This window comes from Marinomonas sp. ABL3_031 (assembly GCF_056161265.1).
Genome location: NZ_JBSWYU010000006.1, coordinates 62,442 through 81,191 on the forward strand (window position 1 = coordinate 62,442; position 18,750 = coordinate 81,191).

Here is an 18,750-nt window from a genome sequence, read left to right on the forward strand (position 1 = left end):
CCATTTATCCTTTCAAGGAGCCTGTTTATGTCTGCTTTTCAATCCCATCATTCTGCTGCTCGTTTGTGGATCAAACAACCACTCGCCTGTTTCACTGCCAATGATCTTGACGCCAGTGGTGGTATTGTCATTGCAAACAATCGTATTGTCGACGTATTGGCACAGGGCCAAATGCCCAGTCAGCCAGTGGACGAAGTGTTTGATGCCAGCGACTTAGTGGTCTTGCCGGGCTTGATTAATACTCACCACCATTTCTACCAAACCCTAACCCGTGCCTGGGCGCCTGTGGTCAATGTGCCGTTATTTCCTTGGTTGCAAAACTTGTATCCCGTCTGGGCAAGGCTCACCCCAGAGGCGCTTTCCTTAGCGACGCAAGTGGCCATGGCCGAGTTGCTCTTGTCGGGCTGCACCACAGCGGCGGATCACCATTATCTGTTTCCCACTGGCATGGAAGACGCCATTGACGTACAAGTGGAAGTCGTGCGCAGGCTGGGCATGCGTGCCATCTTGACCCGCGGCTCCATGAGTTTAGGTGAAGACCAAGGCGGTCTGCCGCCACGTCATACGGTGCAAGATGGCGATACCATTTTGGCCGACAGCCAGCGCCTCATTCAGCAATATCATGAGCGGCAAGAGGGTGCACAGATTCAGATTGCTTTAGCCCCTTGCTCTCCTTTTTCCGTTACCCGTGACATCATGATCGACAGTGCCAAATTGGCCGAACAAGAAGACGTACGTTTGCATACGCATTTGGCGGAAACCTTGGACGAAGAAGCCTTCTGCTTAAAGATGTTCGGTTTGCGTACGGTGGATTACCTCGATAGCGTGGGCTGGTTGAGTGATCGTACCTGGTTGGCCCATGGTATCCATTTTAATGACGACGAAATCCGTCGTTTAGGGCAAGCCGGCACAGGCATTTGCCATTGTCCTGTGTCCAACATGCGCTTGGCCTCCGGTATTTGCCCTACCTTGGACTTAATCGAGGCGGGCGCGCCGCTGGGCTTGGGCGTGGATGGCTCAGCGTCTAATGATGCGTCCAACCTCATGTACGAAGCGCGACAGGCTCTCTATTTGCAAAGACTCAAATACGGTGCCGAGCGCATTACCCCAGAAACCGTATTCGGCTGGGTCACCAAAGGCTCTGCCAGACTGTTGGGGCGTGATGACATAGGAGACATTGCTCCGGGCAAACAAGCCGACTTGGCTTTCTTTAAGTTGGACGAACTACGCTTTTCGGGCAGTCACGACCCTATTTCCGCCTTATTGCTTTGTGGTGCAGATCAAGCGGAACACGTTATGGTGGCAGGTCAATGGCGAGTGAAACACAGACAGATTCTGGGGTTGGACGTAAATGAACTCATTGTCAAACACAGTGAATGTGCCAAGGGGTTAATAAATACAAGATAAATTATGTGAATAACCCTTTTTCCAAATTGCAATTTATGATACCAAAATATAGTATACATTTTTAAACTTTTGAAGGATTGATGTAAGGTGTACATTTTAAATCGGATTTTTCTGCTTATTTGTTTGAGCTTTGTTAGCTTAACCGTTAGTGCTAATAATTTTGAGACAAATTTTTCTCGATGTTTAGATATTAAAATCAAAGGGAGTTCTAATTTTGATAAAGATGTTTTCAGTTGTGGGTCAATGATTCAGTCTGCATTAGATAAGAATGAAAAAATTAACAGTGATGCTGCTTTGAAAAAATTGAATAATGAAATTAAAGCAATGAATAAGAGATATAACAAAAATGTTCCTGTTTTTTCTCTTTATAAAGATAGCTTTGATGAACAATCCCTTAGAGCTTTGAGAGATATTAATGATCTTAGAGAGAATATATATAAGTATAAGAGCTTGAGCTACGATTTTAAGAATCAAGATTCGTTTGCTTCATTTGACGATATGAAATTGGATTTTGCCAGATCAAATTCTAGAAAAGCGTCAACTTATAAAAAGATTAAAAGAGGGGTTGCAAAAATAAAAAGCAAAGCCCCTTCTTTTGATATTGCAAAATACGAGGATGTTATTTCTAAGATTCATAGTAAGTATGAGGTTGAGGATTCGGTTTCAGAGTTAATGGTTGAGGTGAATTCTAGCATAGATAGGTTAAAACGAATTAGTGCTTATACTCAGGTGAAAGGTTCAAATAATGTTCGTAAAGAGCATTGGAAAAAAGTAGTAAGTGTTGAAGTGGTAGAAAAATTATCGAGTAAAGCTTATTTCAAAGGCTTAAAGCCAACATTTGATTCTTATTTTGATGCCTATCAAAATGCGAGGATGACTACAGAAAGTAATTTTTTGACGAAATTCTTATCTGATTATTATAATCAGGCAACTATTTTTGATATTCCAGATAGTAAAAAATACTTTACCCCTGAGCCCTTGGAAGAGAAAATGTACTCTTCTCTAAAAACTCTTAAAAAAGAGTTAAATGATTGGCATGCTTTTCTACCAAATTCAGATATGATTAATAAGTATAGGACTGAAATGCCAAAAACGGAATCGATTATCAAAGCTGAAATTCAAAAAGGGCATGAAAAGCTAAGAGAACGTGTGCTTTCGGATTTACATAATGCTGAAGTGCCAAGAACAAATTATGCTCAAAATCAAGTAGAGCAAAATATGGTTGGTGAAGTAGCAACTTCTTACTTTAGCGGTGGGGTTCCTTTTATTGATGTAATGGGGCGAAAAGTCAAATCACAAAAAGTCATTAGCTTTCCTATTCAAACTGGAGATTGGACTCTCTATAGAGATAGTTTAACTAATCTCCCTATTCGCAAAGCAGCCGATTATGAAGTTGTTGTACAAGATAATCAAGGAGGCTGCCATGCAGTTTCACTAAGGATTCGCAGAGATTATTTCATTGGTGATGTATGGGGTGATGTTTCAATAGGTGATGTTTATCAAATTTATCCATTGTTATGTGAAAAAATTTAGTGTTAAGAAAAATAAATTTAATTATATAATTAGTTTATGATATTTATCTAATGTTAAAATGGGGTTAAGTGTATCTTAACCCCATGTTTTTAGATCTGAATAGTGTTTCAGTTATTGAGACTTTATATCAAAGCGCTTTTTCTTCTATACAGCAAGGATTGCGTAAAATTTAAAAATGTTCGATGTAACCCTAAATACAGATAGTGAATAGGGTGTGCGAACTAATGATCCTCTGCGATCAGCTAAAAGCTAAACTCGCTGACAGCAAAAACACCCAGCTAAATCTAACTGATGCCTTTGTGGTGCAGGCGGTGTGATTTGTTCCCCTAATGAAGTCTCGGAAGTGAGTCGTAAGCACCAAGCTTGCGTTTTTTTTAAGGATATAAAAAGGATACTCAGTGACAGTAAGTCCAAAAAATATATTAGCCAGTTGGCATCAGATCGAGTTTTTCCAGCCTTATAAGTTAGAAGAAAAAAACAACGAGCAAGTTAAAGTCAGTCTTTATGAATTAAACGATCAGAAAGATGCCATTTTACCTTGGTTGTCACCTATTGCTCAGGCTGGGTTGGATATTGCTAATGCACAAGCTTTTACTCTTTATATTGGTGTTTTTGACCTTAATGTCGTCAATAAACTCTGTGATGAAAAGCTTTCAAATAATGAAATAGATGCAAACGATTTAAGCGAAATTGAAGAACGTTTAGATCTGGAAGGAAACTCGTGTTTTGTTCGTTTGCCTTTGGATAAACATGGTGTGCCCAATTGGGAAAATGCCTCGATAAGTACTTTACCGTGGGCATTAGCTTGTTTAAAGGATGGTTGCTTGCATGCACTAACGGCATCCAGTTTTGACCAGAAAGCCGAAGCCTTTAAAGAAACTTTATCTCGTTTAAGCCGACATCTAGGCCATCCGCACAGCGAACATGAATGTATCAATGCCTTGATTATTGCTCAACTAATTATAGAGCTAGAAGAGTGGGCAGGCATTCGTTTGGTTAACGAGACTGCGTTTATATTGGAATGGAAAGATAAACGTAGCGCCAAAAGACCATCTTCCTTAGAAATGAGTAAAGAAGTTAATCCTACTGAATCGTACCCTACGCAAAACCCTTATCAAAAGCGATTAGAGCAAAATGATATCCACCACGTAAATCTATCTGATCAAACTGTTGTCGTTTCTTCCGACATAGAAAAAGAGACGGAATCTGATTTTGCTGATGAGAGTCAAGCGGATGAGCAGATTGAAGCGGATTTGCCGATTCTAAATAGCTTTTATTTCGACGATTTAGAATATGCACAAAATTCGTTTTTAAAGGGGCAAGCTGGCATTGCGCTCCGTCAATATTTGTCTATCGAACCGAATAAAGTGGTCGATTTGTATACGGCTGACGGTTTAGCAAACATTAAGCAAAGAGTCTCTGTTGATAACATGCCCTACGGTCGATGGCCATCCAATCCGAATTATAATATGTCGCTAATGCAGCAGTATGCGATTAATACTGCTATTGGGGAGCTTAAAAAGGGTGGTTTGTTATCCGTCAACGGCCCTCCTGGGACAGGTAAAACAACCTTACTGCGGGATATGATTGCTCATAATTTGGTTGAAAGAGCCAAAGTGCTTGCTTCTTTTGCAAGTGTAGGTGACTCTCACAAAAGACGGTTTTCCTCATCCTCACCTTGCTGGTTTTGAAATGTTGGTAGCGTCTTCGAACAATAGTGCTGTAGAGAACATTTCTCGTGAGTTACCGAGAATACAATCTATAGACGAAGTATTTTCTGAACTAAGTTACTTGCGACCCGTTGCTAATCAATTGAATGCCAAAAAGATCAAAGATCATTATCAACCTATGCAGGAGACGGAGTATTGTTGGGGGGCGATTTCGGCGGTGCTCGGGAGAAAAGGGAATCGGGATAACTTTTGCAGCCGATTCTTTTTTGATTCCCCCTTTCCTAAGGACTCTGAGCAGGAACGAGACCGACCGCCAGAGCGTAATTTTCTAAATTTGTGGCGCTGTTATGCCATATGCCATAGAGGGAAAAGCACCTGAAACAGTCAGTTTTGCTATCGCAAAGAAGCAATTTAATCAGTCTGTGGCGGAGCTAGAATCCGCCCTGAAAGATTTAAAGTCTCTCGAAGTGGTTATTAAAACGCTGGAAAATGGAGAATTACAGCGAGAACGGCAAGAGTTACAACGACAGCAGGTAAAAGCCTCTAAAGACTATACTCGTATAACACAACAAGTTAATGAGAGTGAGGCTTACCTAGCCGAACTTTCTAGTTCATCCGAACTCGCTCAGCAAGGCTATCGGGCCCATGTTGTAGATAAGCCAAGCTGGTGGTGGCGGTTATTACAACGAAAGAAGTATAAACCATATATTGAGCGATTAGCCGCTTTGAAATTGACGCAAGAGCAAATCCTAGAACGACAATTTGAGGAACAAGAAAACAAACTGAGTTTAGTTAAGCAGCAAAAACAGCAAGCCAGACTCATACAGTCTCTGAACGCTAAGATCAAAACATCTAAAGATAAAGAGGTTTCTTTGTTGGCAGAGCCTGACAGGCTCAAAGGCTTCTATGAGGGCGTTTCTGTACCGGACAGTGAGACCAATATTGACGATCCAGATTTGCAGCGTAATGCCTATTGGCAAAGTAAATTGATTAATAAGCTTAGGTCCAATGTCTTTGTTAACGCAATGGCGCTTCATCAGGCTTGGTTGTTTAAAGCGCTACAGGTATCACATTTTAGAAAGCAGGTACTTGATCTTACTGATGGTTTAAAAAGACCAGATAAAATTCCAGATCCCGAGGCAATGTGGCGTTTATTCTTTATGTTAGTGCCAGTGGCCTCTACCACTTTTGCCTCTGTTGGACGAATGCTTTCTGGTGTTTCGGAAGAAGCCCTCGGATGGTTGTTTATTGACGAAGCAGGTCAGGCACCACCGCAGCAAGCTGTTGGTGCTATTATGCGTGCTAAACGTGTTTTAGTCGTAGGTGACCCTTTACAGATTGAGCCTGTATTTACTACGCCACCTAGGTTGGTTGAAACGATAACTGAGAGATATTTAGGGAAGGAAGCGGTAAACTGGTCTCCTTTGCTGACGTCCGTTCAGTCTGTTGCCGATCGGGCTAATAAATTTGGCTGTATGTTAACTGTAATGGATCAAGAACAATGGATTGGTATTCCTCTTTGGGTGCATAGACGCTGTATTGAACCCATGTTTAGTTTGTCTAATAAAATTGCATACGATAACCGCATGATACACGGTTTGCCTGACGTGAAGATTCAGCCTCAAACGGTGTTTGGTATTACTAATCATTGGATTGACTCGAAAGGGGAGTGTACTGTCAAACAATATAAAGAAGAGTTGTTTTGCGATACCTATCGATTGGTTGAAACACTTATAAACGGTGATATTAATCTGGAGGCTATTTATATTATTTCGCCGTTTAAAGCCGTGAAGGAAGAGCTAAAAGCAGCGTTTCTAAAAAAGCGCATCGAATTTTGTCATTCCCATTCCATTAAACTGAAAGACTATGAAACATGGTTAAAGAACGTAGGGACGGTTCATACCTTTCAAGGAAAAGAAAACGATATTGTCATCTTTGTGCTAGGTTGTGGTCCTTCTAACACAGGCGGAGCGAAATGGGCGGGCAGTAAACCCAACTTGTTAAATGTTGCATTGACGAGAGCCAAAAAGAATATCTTTGTGGTCAGTGATCATAACGTATGGAGCAATATCTCTTACTTTGATCTGGTATCGAGTTGCCTACCAACGAAGCAGGTGGAAGAAGAACAGACAAGCCCAGTTTAGCCAAGTTAGTATTTGATATCAGAATTATTGCTGGAAAGGATGCCAGCATGACATTATCTGTATTTTCCTCAATTCGCCTCTTGCTTATTACCCCAAATTCCTACCCTGATGGTCATGAAGAGTCACACCTTGTTCGGTTTTCCAATCCAGCCAGCCATTAGACGTGGCGAGCAGTAACAGCATGGAGGCACCGCTTGGGGTTTGGAACAGGTAATCTCGTTGAAATACAAAGCGCTCTTCTTCGACACTAATGATGCCTTTGGTGATTAATTCGTCGCGTTTGTCGTAGAAGCGTTGTTCGGTTTTGCGTTGCGTGATCATGGGAGCAGAGGAGCCTTTTAAGACGACCATGCCTTCATTGGTATAGACACCTTTGGCGTCGACCCCTGCACGAGTACAGTAAAAGGTCTCTGTTGCTTTTGAGTTTTTCGGTTCGGTTAAGGGTTCAAAGATAGGGTAACCCAAGGTAGCAAGCAGCAAGCTACCTATCTCGTGTATTTCGTCACAGTCGGCTTTGAGTGGAATCGGAGTGTGAGGCTTTTGTCCCTTATTGCCATTAAGTAAGTCATAGCGCTGGCACAGTTTGGCTTTTTCAATGGATAAAGATTCTAAATAGAGTACATGGGTTTGTGTCAGATTATTGGTCATCGAAATAAGTACCAATGCCCGTTCCCAATCTTTTGTTTCTTCTTTATGGTGTTGCGTCAGACGAGCGCCCACATCACCCGATTGACCAACGTAGATTTCGTCCTTGGTATCACCCGATACTAAGAAATACAAAGCCACTTGCCGAGCTTCTGGCATGTTGAGAAAGTCGGCTAGGTCACTGCGAGGAACTTCAATAACACGAATAATGGAGGTGGTTTGTTCGGCAATGCGAATCCCAGAAGGGTCACCACTCGGTAAATATATTTGAATCGTGCGCGGGCGTCTATGTGTGCTCATTTGGTTTCCCTACGATATCGCTTCATGTCCGTAAGAGTTTAATAATTTCAGAATGGACAGAAGAATAGGCTAAAACCCTTTATGTCTCAATGGTTTTGCGTCTATTAGGCGTTTTAACACAAATGGTCGAGACAAAAAAAGGGGCTGTAAAACAGCCCCAAAAAATATAACTAAAGGGAATGTGCAACGAAGTAAGCCAAATCTGAAAAGGCTTAGTTGTTGCGGTTGTAAGCGTTATTAGCGCTTTGTTCAATGCTGTAAATGGTCCAGCGTTGTTTGGCAAATTTCTCTTTCGCAAATACTTCTGCCACAACTCGGCGGTTTTGACTACGGCCTTCGGCCGTGTCGTTGGTGGCGATAGGGCGGGTTTCGCCGTAGCCGACACCTTTTACGCGATCTGCTGCTATACGAAAGCTGTCGATTAATACGTCAGCAATGGCAGAAGCGCGTTTTTGTGATAACACTCGGTTCGATTCAGCGGAACCTAAGCTGTCTGTGTGACCTTCAATGACCACATTACTGTTAGGGTGCTTACGCAAGAAGGTCGCTAATTCTGTGAGTTCAGAGTAAAACTTGGGTTTTATGTCGGCTTTGCCTGAATCGAATAAGATGTTCAATTCAACGGACAAGAGCTTGGTCGTTTGCGCGGGACAACCATCATTGTCTATTGCGGCCCCTTGTACCGTGTCCGGGCACAGGTCACGTGCTTCAATCACGCCATCACGATCAGCGTCAGCAAGGCGTGCCTTAATATTCGACGCGAACAGACTTTCAGCTGCCAAATGACTAAAGGCAAGCATACAGCTTGCTATGCTGATGTGGATGACCAACTTCTTCATAAAACCACACTTCTTAATACTTCTTACTCTTTAGAGTAATTAAAAAAAAATACGTCTCTAGACGCTTTTTGTATCAATCATTTGATAAAAAAGTGACTTTGTAATCTTATGTAATAAAAAACACCACAAATGCCGCCTTTTCTTTGGCAGTGATGAAACCAACAACCACGCCCCCTTTGCTCCGCGAGCAGGAGGTAATGACGTTTTTGATGTTTTTGTTGATCCGTCTTGATTGAGTGCCGACCTTTTGGCTTTCTTAGTCGACGTATTCGCCCAACATCATCCCGATCTAGGCTATTTACTAACTCTATCCAAGGCAGTTTAAAACCGGCATCTGTGGTAATGATGGGGTTGGTTTTTTTTTAACTAATTGTTATTTATTTGAAAATCATAGAGATACCTTAGGGTCATACCCCTTAACTAATTCCCTCGACCCGCAACACGCTTTATTGTCATATTGCCAATATGGAGTTGAGGATTTGGGCAATTGGTTGATCTCATTAAGAGTCGAGCAGTGAGAGGAGTTGTTGGCAGTTGGTGTCTTTATTAGCAAGACAAAAAAAAGAGGCTGTAAAACAGCCCCAAAAAATATAACTAAAGGGAATGTGCAACAGATTAAGCCAAATCTGAAAAAAGCTTAAAAGTTGCGGTTGTAAGCGATATTAGCGCTTCGGTCAACGCTGTAAATGGTCCAGCGTTGGTTGGCAAATGGCTCTTTTGCAAGAGCTTCTGCGACAACTCGGCGGTTTTGACTACGACCTTCTTCTGTGTCGTTAGAGGCGACAGGACGGTTTTCACCATATCCGACGCCTTTTACATTCTGCTCAGGTATACGAAAACTGTCGATTAAAACGTCACTGATAGCAGTGGCACGCTTTTGTGATAACACTTGGTTATATTTCGTTGATCCTAAGTTGTCTGTGTGACCTTTAATGACCACGTTACTGGCCGGGTGTTTTTTTAGAAAGGCCGCTAACTTTTTAAGTTCAGTGTAAAATTCTGGTTTTATGTTGGCTTTGTCTGAATCGAATTGGATGTTTAATTCAACCGATAAAACCTTAACCTTTTGAGCAGGGCAACCATTATTGTTGACTGCTGAGCCTTGCACTGTATCTGGGCAGAGATCGCGCGCATCAATCACGCCGTCACGATCAGCGTCGTAAAGGCGAGCCTTAACATTTGATGCGTACAAACTCTCTGCCACTGCGAAATGGCCAAAGGTAATTAGGCTAACTGCTAGGGTGATGTGGACGATTAATTTTTTCATAAAATAATTACTCTTGAAATTTGTTATTCTCAGAGTAGTTAAATAAAAGGTACGTCTCTAGGCGCTTTTTGTGTCAGTTTTTTTGATTAAAGGCAACTTTTGTATCAGTGTTTTGGTTAAAGGTGGCTTTTGTATCAGTGTTATGATGTGAGGGGTGTTTTTGTTCGATTTAACCGCTTCTTTGTGATCTTATGTAAAAAAAACAGGCGGCAAATACCGTCTGTTTTTTTACTTCTACCGTTTTCATCAACTAGAGGATTGTCTACCAGCTTCCGGTATTTTCCATAGACGACCAAGGTTCCGCTGGCGCTAGGGATTCACCCTTTTGCAAGAGTTCAATGGAAATATTATTGGGGTCTTTAATGAAGGCCATGTGACCATCACGGGGTGGACGCAGAATGGTGACGCCCATCTTCTGTAGGGTCTCACACACTTGATAAATATTGTCTACTTGAAAAGCCAGATGACCAAATTGATCACCGCCTAAGTAGCTTCTGTCGTCCCAGTTGTGTGTGAGTTCGATTTCAGGGGCACCTTCTTCACTGGCGTAATAGATCAATGAAAACTGGCCCTTTTCACTGTCCATCCGGCGTGTTTGAATCAGGCCCAAACCTTGAGTATAAAAGGTGTGACTTTGCTCAGGTTTATCGGTACGAATCATGGCGTGTAAGTAACGAATCGACATACTCTCTCCTTTTGGAATCTGCTATGGGTTGCATTATGGCAATAAGACAGTGGAAACACAAAAGGCTTAATTGGCTTTCTTGTTTTTTACTCATCTTCCCAAACCCAGCGCAAAGGCTCGCCAAAATCGTCGTAAATGATTTTTTTCTTTGGCTTAGCTTTGCCAGGCTTAGTGGTGTTTGGTGAGGTGTTCTGCTGTTTTTTCTGTTGGATGGCAGCCACCACGTGGTTAAGTGGAGTGCGTTCTTGCTTTGGCTCATTAAAGCCGATATGACTCGTGTTATACTTGCCATCAACCAAGCCGGATTCGCCCATATCGACTTGCTGAATTTTTCCTTTGGCTCTGATAAATTCCTCGACCATGGACTCGAGTTCTTTTCGTGTCTCTTTTTTTGTAGTTTTAGGCTTTATCATAGTGTTTGCGTTATGAAAAATTTCTTTGTTAATTAAGGCGTTACAGGTTCAATGAACAAATCATCAAACAGTCATATTAAACGTAAGAGGTAGCGGGTGTCTATTAGCAACTTAATTGTGCATGAGATTCAAAAGCACGAAGGGGAACGCAAGGCGATTTTGATTGCGCGCCCAAATGAAAACCCCATAGACGGCCAAGCCGAGGCCTTGTCGGCACAAGTGACCAATTTATTCAATCGTTCCGGTATGAATACGGGTCGTTTTGCCAATCCGCTAGGCAGTGAAGAGGGTTCACAGTTGCCCGGTCTGTTGTACAAGCATTTTAAAGACCATGACTTTGCGGATTTTGCTGCCTTCACCAAAGATTGTGCGGCAGAGTATTTGCGGCATTTAGAGCCAGTGGATGAGGCGGAAGGGGGCTTGTTGTGGTTTAATCATTATGAATTGCACGACACGCATTTTTTGTACATCGTTATGCTAAAACGCAAGAAAGGCATTGGCTTAAATGCGGATTTGAGTTTGTCGCAGATTGAGCAAATCGAGATGGAAAAACTGCACATGGCGCTGCGTATTAATCTCACCGCTTGGCAATCAGCTGATGAAGGACGTTATATTGCGTTTCGTTTTGGTCGCGCGCCTAAGTTTGAAAGTGAGTATTTTACCCATTTCATTGGTTGTGATGAGCCAAAAGCGGCGGCCAAAGAAACCCGCAAGCTGGTGGATTTGACATCGGCCTTTTGTCAGGCCGAAGGCATTCCAGCAAAGCAAGCGAATGCCTTTAAAAAAGAGGTGTCTGAGCATTGTCAAGCGAAAGCAGAAGAGCGCGAGCCCCTGGAGATCAAGGAGATTGTCTCGCAAGTGGAATCACGATTTTCCATAGAGCAAGCCAATAAATTCTTAGAGATTGCTGATTCTGACAGTTTCAAAATGGAGAAGGAAATCTTCGTTGAGAAGGCCGCGTTGAAAAAGCTAACCCGTTTGTCGGGCAGTTCTCGTGCTTTGACCTTGAGTTTTGACAGTGATTTATTGGGTGAATCCATCGAGTTTGATGCCGACTCAGGCACGCTCGTAATTAAAGAGTTGCCTAAGAGTCTGCTTAAGCAGTTGCAAGCTGTGTCTGGTTAAGTTGCGACGTTTGCCGAATAGACCCATGCACTGACAATGACGAAGCCTTGCTAACTTAGATTGAGTAAGGCTTCCAGTTGTTGCATGGTGTCGAATACTTCTGTTGCGCCTGCGGCCAGTTGCAGGTCGGCCGGTACGCTTTCACTGAAAGCAAATACGCGCATACCTGCAGCACGACCCGCGCGAATCCCCGCCACCGAATCTTCTATTACAATACAGTCTTCTGGTGCGACACCGACGGCAGCCGCGGCCTTTAAATAAAGATCTGGAGCTGGCTTGCCCTGGTCGACGTCTTCTACGCAAAAACGTATTTTGAAGCGTTCTGCTAAGTCTATTTTGTTGAGTTTGAAGTTCATTTCTTGCCGTCTGGCGTTGGTTGCCATGGCAATGGGCACTTGAATTTTATTGAGTAGTTCTGGCACGCCTTGAATGGGTTCTAATGTTTCATCCATTAAGGCTTGAAATGTGTTTCGATAGTCTTGATCAAAATTGGCGGGCAAGGCTTTGCCCAGCATGGCTTCGGCATGACGAAGGTTTTCCTGATTGGTAAAACCAGTGAATTGATCGTGCATCGTTTGGTCGTCTAACTCTAAACCTTGCTCTTTCAGCATGGCACGCAATAAATCGTTTGAGAGGTTTTCCGTATCGACGATGACGCCGTCGCAGTCAAATAAAACAGCCTTGTAAGAATAGGTCATAAAACAACTTATTTAGGTTATGAATCTAGTGCGATGATAACGAATTTATTTGTTATGAAGAAAGTAGAACAGAGCAATAAATCTATATTGGTGGAAAAAGGTAAGATGAGAACACATTGGCAAGAAAGGAAGGGAGGGGGGATTTATTATTTTTCTCCCCTTAAGAGAAAATATCTAAGGTATAATCTTACGCTAATGGCATTTCTTATATGAGGTTTAACCTAAGCGGCTATTAATTAGCTTGGCCTAGGGAATGAGAACGCAGGCTGACTTTTTTGATAGAAGCAAGCGTGGCTTTAACAAAGGCAACAAGCGCTTTGGCTTGACGAGCACGTTTTTGACGACGAGCGTAATCTTCTACTGTGGTGTCTTTGTAGCCCCATTGAGCAAGTAGTGCTTCGTATTGTTTTTGAGAGTCCATAATATTCTCCTATGCTTGATTAAACATTCCTAATGGAATGTCGTTAATAAAAAATGTTGTTTTATTACAACAAGAGTAATACTAGTGAACCCTGATCAATTGAACAAACGATCCTTTTTCACCTGATTGTTTAGTTTTTTTCATCTATTTATTTTTGTAAGGAATCTTGTCTTGTACCAAGCATTATCTCAGTTCACCAAACGTTGGATTTTTCATCGTCAAGACCCCAAGGTACAGCCTGAAGATTTGGCGCAAATTCACTACTTAACTGAGTCGAAAGCGGAGCAAATTTGGCGTGATTACATTAGCCAAGAGCATTTGCATCCGGAGCATTTTACGGAGCAGGATTGGCCGAATAAAACACCAAAAAACCTTGAAATTAATAAGGTTCAGTGGGAAAAAATTTGGGACAGTGAGGCATCAGACTTGCCAGCGGAAGCGTTGGCACATTGTGGCCATTGGGGAGAAGACACGAGTGTGTATTTTTGTTGTCATAATGAGCTGATTTTTGAATTGAACTGGGGTGTTTTCAAGCGCACATGGAAAGCCTTTTTGTTCTTGGACAATGGTCCCATTTTGATCGGTAAAAAGAAAAAACAGGCACTGCAATTCCATTCAAATGGGTGGGTTACTTTATTGATGAGGCAGTGATAAGTTAGGTTTTTTGGTTAGAAAACGATCAGTTAGTGGTGCGGCATTGCTGTAATTTAATTACATTTCTCTTTGCATGATTGCTTTACGCTTATTCATTTTCATTACCGCGTTTGCGGCTTCTTAAACAAGCTTGGTTAAAAGCTTGGTAATAGTGCAATAATTCCAGACTATGGTCTTCGTATCCTAGGTTGTGCAGCAACATGGCGGTGACTTCGGCAGTGGCAAATTGCCTCTCGTGTTTGGCATGACGAACCAGGAAAGAGCGTTGTGCGGCTTGCTGAATCTCAAAATGCGGTATCTTGTGTAACCATAGGCTTTGATGAAACATTTTGCTGGCTTGCTTCCAGGTGCCATCGAGCAAGACAAAAGTATGTGGTTGCTGTGTTGGGTCTTGAATGTCTGCCATTGGGCGTGGCGTTCTGCCTTGTTGTTGTGCCGTGCTGGTATTAGGGAAGAGTACGCTGATGCTGTGTTGTCTCGCCTCTAATAGATCCAATAAAGCCTGCTCTGGCTCGGTTCTGTGCCACAGAAATGCCTTGGTGTGTTGCGGAAATAGATCGGCAATGAGTCGTCCACTGTTGGTGGGTTTGTGAATTTCATCTCTATGATAAAGCAAGATAAATTCCACCGGGGATTCAAGAGCTTCTCTTTTATGGCAGAAACAAGCGGATTCTGCCATTAGGCAGGATGGGCAACGAATAGCATTGGCGCCACGGGCAATAAAAGGTCGCATGGCGTTCACTTGGCAATCTTGCCTGAGACGATCCACCGCGTGAAATGGAAAAAGGGATTTCATGAATAAGCTTTCCAGTCTGAAATGCTGCGCTATTATGAAGTTTTTGACTGATTTGTCTATCTTGCGATGGGGCGCTTTGGGATAGAGGGTGAGTGGATAAGCACAGATAAAAGTGAGCGAATTGGTTAGTGAAAATGCTAAAAAGTGTGCTTGCAATGCCTTTTTTGTAGTGGTTAAGTTAATACAGTATAAGGAAATTTACACTTTCTTTAAGAAAGCTTGAAGAAAAATATGCAAATACAGAGGAATGAAATGGAAGCTGTATTTTCTTGCTGTTCCTTGTCTCATTCGCGCGCTAAGGTGTGAGATATTATTTTAATGTTTCAGAGTTATTTATGAGTCGTTATATCTCTCCAGTGTTGTATATTCTTCTAATGCTAGTTGGGTGTATGGCATTTGTGTCAATCGCAGGTGTAAGGGTAGGAATTTTTGAGCCTATAACTGGCTTCTCCATGTTGCGTGAAAGTGTGTACGCTTCTTTGGTGTTGTCTGTTTTGGCGATCGTCTCCTTATGCGCTTGTCGTAAAGAGAGAAATGTCGGCACCCAGCGCTTTTTCTGTTTAGTCTTGACGGTGTCGCTGGTTTACAGCTTTATGTGGATTGGTTTTTACCTAAAACGTTCAGGCTTGCCAAACATTCATGACATTACCACAGACACAGAAATGCCTCCCGCCTTCCTCAATGTAAATTTTATCCGCAGCTCCAACGAAAATGACCTCGCTTATAACCTTGACTGGGCACCCATTCAGAACAAATATTATCCCGAGGTGAAGCCTGTTTTTACCGATCTGAGCAAAGAGCAGGTGTATTACGTGGTTGAGGATATTGTGTCTGATCGTGATTGGGAGGTGGTCGCTGAATACCCTGCCGCCGGTATGATTGAAGCGACGGCACGTACACCGATTTTTGGTTTCCGTGATGATGTAGCGATTCGTATTTTACAAATGGACAGCGACCAAGTGCGGGTTGATATGCGTTCGTCTTCTCGTGTAGGGCGTGGTGATTATGGTGTCAATGCAGAGCGAATTGAGTCTTTTATGAAAGATTTAGAGGCCCGCTTAGAGCGCAGCAAAATGCCTAGGGTAAATACTGTGCGTTAATCCTGTTTTATAAATGAAAATCTGCTCGTCATTAAATATCAGATAGGCTAGGCTTGTTGAGTCATTCATTGAAGGGCATGATCCAGTGAGTCTTCGTCAGCAACAAAAACAGCAAACCCGTTCAAAAATCAAAGCCATTGCCAAGCAGGCTTTTCTTTCTCAAGGCATTTCGGCCACCAGTACCCGATATTTAAGTCAGCAAGCAGGCATTGCGGTGGGCACCTTGTTCGTTCATTTTCCCGATAAAATGGCCTTGGTCAAAGACATCTTTTTTGATGAAATGGATGCGGCTTTGCGTGCTGGAGCGCAAGCACAATCAAGTTGTATTTCGCCCATTGCCTATTTAACGCAAATGGCGCAAGTCTTGTTTTCTTTTTACGATGAGTATGCGGAATTCACCCGTGAAGTCTTATTGGACAGTGTGGTGACAGGTGGGTTTCATACCAAGCAAATCAGTGTGATTACCGATGGTATTGTGAAACGCTTTTTGCAAGTGGGAGTGGATGACAAAACGGCTCACATTTTCGCCCAAAATATGGTGGCGAATTATTGGTTTGTGTTATTGGAAAGCTTGCCAAAAGGGCAGTTGGGTAAAGTAGCTCTGGACCAAATCAACAGCCTCAACTTACCCTTTGAGGTCTCCTATCAGAATGCGGTGCGAAAAACGGCGGGCTAAAGTGAGCACAATTAATTGGCTTTTCGCTAACCCAATTGAGTTGCTTTGCATCAACTAAGCTCATTGTCTTTTTTCTAACCGAGCTGATTGGCTTTTGTTGAATAGAGAGTGGCCTTGATTGACCTTGTATCAACTAAACTGATTGACCTTGTATCAACTAAACTGATTGGCTTTTGTTAAATAAAGAGTGGCCTTGATTGGCCTTGTATCAACTAAGCTGATTGGCTTTTGTTGAATAGAGAGTGGCCTTGATTGACCTTGTATCAACTAAGCTGATTGGCTTTTGTTGAATAAATAGTGGCCTTGATTGGCTTTTTTCTAATCGAGCTGATTGGCTTTTGTTGAATAAAGAGTGGTCTTGATTGGCCTTGTATCAAATAAGTTGATTGGCTTTTGTTGAATAGAGAGTGGCCTTGATTGGTCTTGTATCAAATAAGTTGATTGGCTTTTGTTGAATAGAGAGTGGCCTTGATTGGCTTTGCATCAACTAAGCTGATTGTCTTTTTTTCTAACCGAGCTGATTGGCTTTGTATCAACTAAGCTGATTGGCTTTTGTTAAATAAAGATTGGCCTTGTATCAAATAAGTTGATTGGCCTTTCTATAAGGGCCTTGATAGTCAAATAGCCGCTCGGTGACTTGCCAATGCTGTTTTTTCTTTTTGGCAATGACGAAATCCGGCGTCGGCAAATAGTCAAAAAAAGCTTCCACTTGTTCTGCTTTATCGAACTCAACCACTTGGCTGCCGCTGGCAATTCGACGAGCAAACAGTTCATTAAAAGACTGACGTGACTTTTTGTACTGGAATTTAAAATTTTCCGCTAGGGTTAAGCCGTCTTCATCGTGATAGGTGATTTTGATGCTGTTGTCAGCGCGATTGAGCTCTGGTGTGATGCCGGCGCAACGCAGCACCTTGTTGTCTTTTAGATTCAGTGCACTTCTTAATATATCGTCAGCATCGAGCAGTTTTTCACCACAATGTTGGCACTGGCGAGCAGCAATGTCATTTTCTTCATTGCAATGGGGGCAGCGCTTGAACTTGAAACGATATTGGCATTCCTGTTCACCATCAGGTGTGTCGAGCAAGCCATGACAGCGACGACCAAAGTGTTCAATGATATTACCATCACTGTCTTTTCGTCCCCAGAAGGTGTTGGCAAAATCGCATTCAGGGCAATGGATCTGCACAGCAACAGAATCATTGGTAGGGCGTTTGTCGCCAATTTCCGGTTGGAAAATGTTGTAACCATTATTGGTATAATCCAATACCAAGCAATCTTTTTTGCCAGGACTTAAGCGCAGGCCACGTCCGACAATTTGTTGGAACAGGCTAATGGATTGTGTCGGGCGCAAAATGGCAATCACATCCACATGAGGTGCATCAAAACCTGTGGTGAGCACAGACACATTGACCAAGTACTTAACCTGTTTGGCTTTGAAGGCTTGTATCACTTGATCCCGTTGTTTTTGTTTGGTTTTGCCTGTTACCAGAGCGCTTTGTTCTGTAGGTAAATAGCCCAGAATTTCTTCTGCATGGTCAATGGTGGCCGCGAATATCATCACGCCTTGTCGATCGGTACTGAGCTGTAAGATTTGCTCTGTGATGGCTTGGGTAACGCGAGGGTATTTGTGTATTAGTTCGTTGAGCGCAATGTCATCGGTACTCTGTTCGCCATCAAGGCTTTCTGTGAGCAAGCTAAAGTCGTAATGGGCGATGGCGGCGTCAAAGTGAATAGGCGGTGTTAAATAACCCTGTTTCACCATGTGTTGCAGGGGGAGTTCGTAAATACAGTGCGTAAAAAAGGGGTTGTCTACAGGTCGCGTATAGCCATGGTAATGCTTGTGATAAATCCAACCACTGCCAAGACGATAAGGGGTGGCAGTTAAACCAAGAATTTTGACCTTTGGGTTTAAGGTCTGAAAATGCGCTAGCGTCTTTAAATATTGTCCTTTGTCGCCCATGCCAATACGATGGCACTCGTCCACTATGACCAAGCTGGCGGGCTGATCAAACGCCTGCAGATTGGCAGATAAAGACTGAATGCTGGCAAACACGGTTTTGTCGTCGCTGACTTTTTGCTTGAGACCGGCAGAATAAATGCCAGCGTTTGCGCCAGTGGCGATAAACTTAGCGTGATTCTGTTCTACCAGTTCCTTCACGTGCGCCAAGCAGATCACGCGCCCTTTGGCGAGGCGACTGAGTTCGGCAATTACCAAGCTCTTGCCCGCGCCTGTTGGCAGTACGATGACCGCAGGATCGTCTGAGTGACGAAAATGCGTTAGGGCTGCATCGACGGCTTGTACTTGATAATCACGAAGTTGAAAAGCTTGACTCATAGCAAACAAATTTGGGTGTGTTAATGGCCTTGCTAACGTATT

At 42.8% G+C, this 18,750-nt stretch carries 17 protein-coding genes; 8 read left to right on the forward strand and 9 right to left on the reverse strand.

Translation table 11 applies throughout. From position 1 onward, the window contains the following. Positions 1-27: 27 nt before the first annotated feature. The 4 genes from ACXAH2_RS08555 (at position 28) to ACXAH2_RS08570 (ending at position 6,754) form a co-directional block, all read left to right on the forward strand. Positions 28-1,407 (forward strand): 8-oxoguanine deaminase, encoded by a 1,380-nt coding sequence (locus ACXAH2_RS08555; RefSeq protein ID WP_475077876.1) that lies wholly within the window; start codon positions 28-30, stop codon positions 1,405-1,407. 87 nt (positions 1,408-1,494) lie between these two features. Next, positions 1,495-2,940: a hypothetical protein gene (locus tag ACXAH2_RS08560; protein WP_475077878.1), complete on the forward strand. Its 1,446-nt coding sequence runs from the start codon at positions 1,495-1,497 to the stop codon at positions 2,938-2,940. Between the two features lie 398 nt (positions 2,941-3,338). Continuing rightward, complete coding sequence (locus tag ACXAH2_RS08565) at positions 3,339-4,631, forward strand: hypothetical protein (protein ID WP_475077880.1); 1,293 nt, start codon at positions 3,339-3,341, stop codon at positions 4,629-4,631. Between the two features lie 326 nt (positions 4,632-4,957). Further along, positions 4,958-6,754 (forward strand): DEAD/DEAH box helicase, encoded by a 1,797-nt coding sequence (locus tag ACXAH2_RS08570; RefSeq protein ID WP_475077881.1) that lies wholly within the window; start codon positions 4,958-4,960, stop codon positions 6,752-6,754. A gap of 87 nt (positions 6,755-6,841) precedes the next feature. On the opposite strand, the gene ACXAH2_RS08575 is transcribed toward ACXAH2_RS08570, so the two are convergent. The 5 genes from ACXAH2_RS08575 to ACXAH2_RS08595 all read right to left on the reverse strand — a co-directional run bounded on the left by ACXAH2_RS08575 (position 6,842) and on the right by ACXAH2_RS08595 (position 10,903). Next, the gene (locus tag ACXAH2_RS08575) at positions 6,842-7,699 is read right to left on the reverse strand and encodes a GIY-YIG nuclease family protein (protein ID WP_475077883.1); all 858 of its coding nucleotides are present in this window, start codon (positions 7,697-7,699) and stop codon (positions 6,842-6,844) included. A 212-nt stretch (positions 7,700-7,911) separates the two neighbouring features. Beyond that, a complete protein-coding gene (locus tag ACXAH2_RS08580; protein ID WP_475077885.1) occupies positions 7,912-8,538 on the reverse strand; it encodes an OmpA family protein in 627 nt (208 codons plus the stop codon). A 637-nt stretch (positions 8,539-9,175) separates the two neighbouring features. Beyond that, entirely contained in the window at positions 9,176-9,805 is a 630-nt protein-coding gene (locus ACXAH2_RS08585) for an OmpA family protein (protein WP_475077886.1), read from the reverse strand. 262 nt (positions 9,806-10,067) lie between these two features. Beyond that, complete coding sequence (locus ACXAH2_RS08590) at positions 10,068-10,490, reverse strand: VOC family protein (RefSeq protein WP_475077888.1); 423 nt, start codon at positions 10,488-10,490, stop codon at positions 10,068-10,070. Between the two features lie 86 nt (positions 10,491-10,576). After that, on the reverse strand, positions 10,577-10,903 hold the full coding sequence (locus tag ACXAH2_RS08595; protein ID WP_475077890.1) for a hypothetical protein: 327 nt from the start codon (positions 10,901-10,903) through the stop codon (positions 10,577-10,579). A 96-nt stretch (positions 10,904-10,999) separates the two neighbouring features. Here ACXAH2_RS08595 and ACXAH2_RS08600 point away from each other — a divergent pair, with 96 nt between their 5' ends. Then, a complete protein-coding gene (locus ACXAH2_RS08600; RefSeq protein WP_475077892.1) occupies positions 11,000-12,028 on the forward strand; it encodes a nucleoid-associated protein in 1,029 nt (342 codons plus the stop codon). A gap of 50 nt (positions 12,029-12,078) precedes the next feature. On the opposite strand, the gene ACXAH2_RS08605 is transcribed toward ACXAH2_RS08600, so the two are convergent. Next, positions 12,079-12,726, reverse strand: coding sequence for an HAD family hydrolase (locus tag ACXAH2_RS08605; RefSeq protein WP_475077894.1), 648 nt, complete (start codon positions 12,724-12,726; stop codon positions 12,079-12,081). Positions 12,727-12,958: 232 nt separating this feature from the next. Beyond that, entirely contained in the window at positions 12,959-13,147 is a 189-nt protein-coding gene (locus ACXAH2_RS08610) for a hypothetical protein (protein ID WP_475077896.1), read from the reverse strand. Positions 13,148-13,318: 171 nt separating this feature from the next. Here ACXAH2_RS08610 and ACXAH2_RS08615 point away from each other — a divergent pair, with 171 nt between their 5' ends. Continuing rightward, the gene (locus tag ACXAH2_RS08615) at positions 13,319-13,798 is read left to right on the forward strand and encodes a DUF2947 family protein (RefSeq protein WP_475077898.1); all 480 of its coding nucleotides are present in this window, start codon (positions 13,319-13,321) and stop codon (positions 13,796-13,798) included. 91 nt (positions 13,799-13,889) lie between these two features. Here the strand turns inward: ACXAH2_RS08615 and ACXAH2_RS08620 are convergent, their stop codons facing one another. Next, complete coding sequence (locus ACXAH2_RS08620; RefSeq protein WP_475077900.1) at positions 13,890-14,597, reverse strand: tRNA-uridine aminocarboxypropyltransferase; 708 nt, start codon at positions 14,595-14,597, stop codon at positions 13,890-13,892. Positions 14,598-14,932: 335 nt separating this feature from the next. Between ACXAH2_RS08620 and ACXAH2_RS08625 the strand changes: the two genes are divergently transcribed. Both ACXAH2_RS08625 and ACXAH2_RS08630 read left to right on the forward strand, forming a co-directional pair. Further along, entirely contained in the window at positions 14,933-15,697 is a 765-nt protein-coding gene (locus ACXAH2_RS08625; RefSeq protein ID WP_475077902.1) for a DUF1499 domain-containing protein, read from the forward strand. Between the two features lie 85 nt (positions 15,698-15,782). Beyond that, entirely contained in the window at positions 15,783-16,373 is a 591-nt protein-coding gene (locus ACXAH2_RS08630) for a TetR/AcrR family transcriptional regulator (protein WP_475077904.1), read from the forward strand. Between the two features lie 577 nt (positions 16,374-16,950). Here ACXAH2_RS08630 and radD read toward each other — a convergent pair. Next, positions 16,951-18,708 carry a DNA repair helicase RadD gene (gene radD / locus ACXAH2_RS08635; protein WP_475077905.1) on the reverse strand — a complete coding sequence of 586 codons (1,758 nt, stop codon included), beginning with the start codon at positions 18,706-18,708 and terminating at the stop codon, positions 16,951-16,953. Positions 18,709-18,750 lie beyond the last annotated feature (42 nt).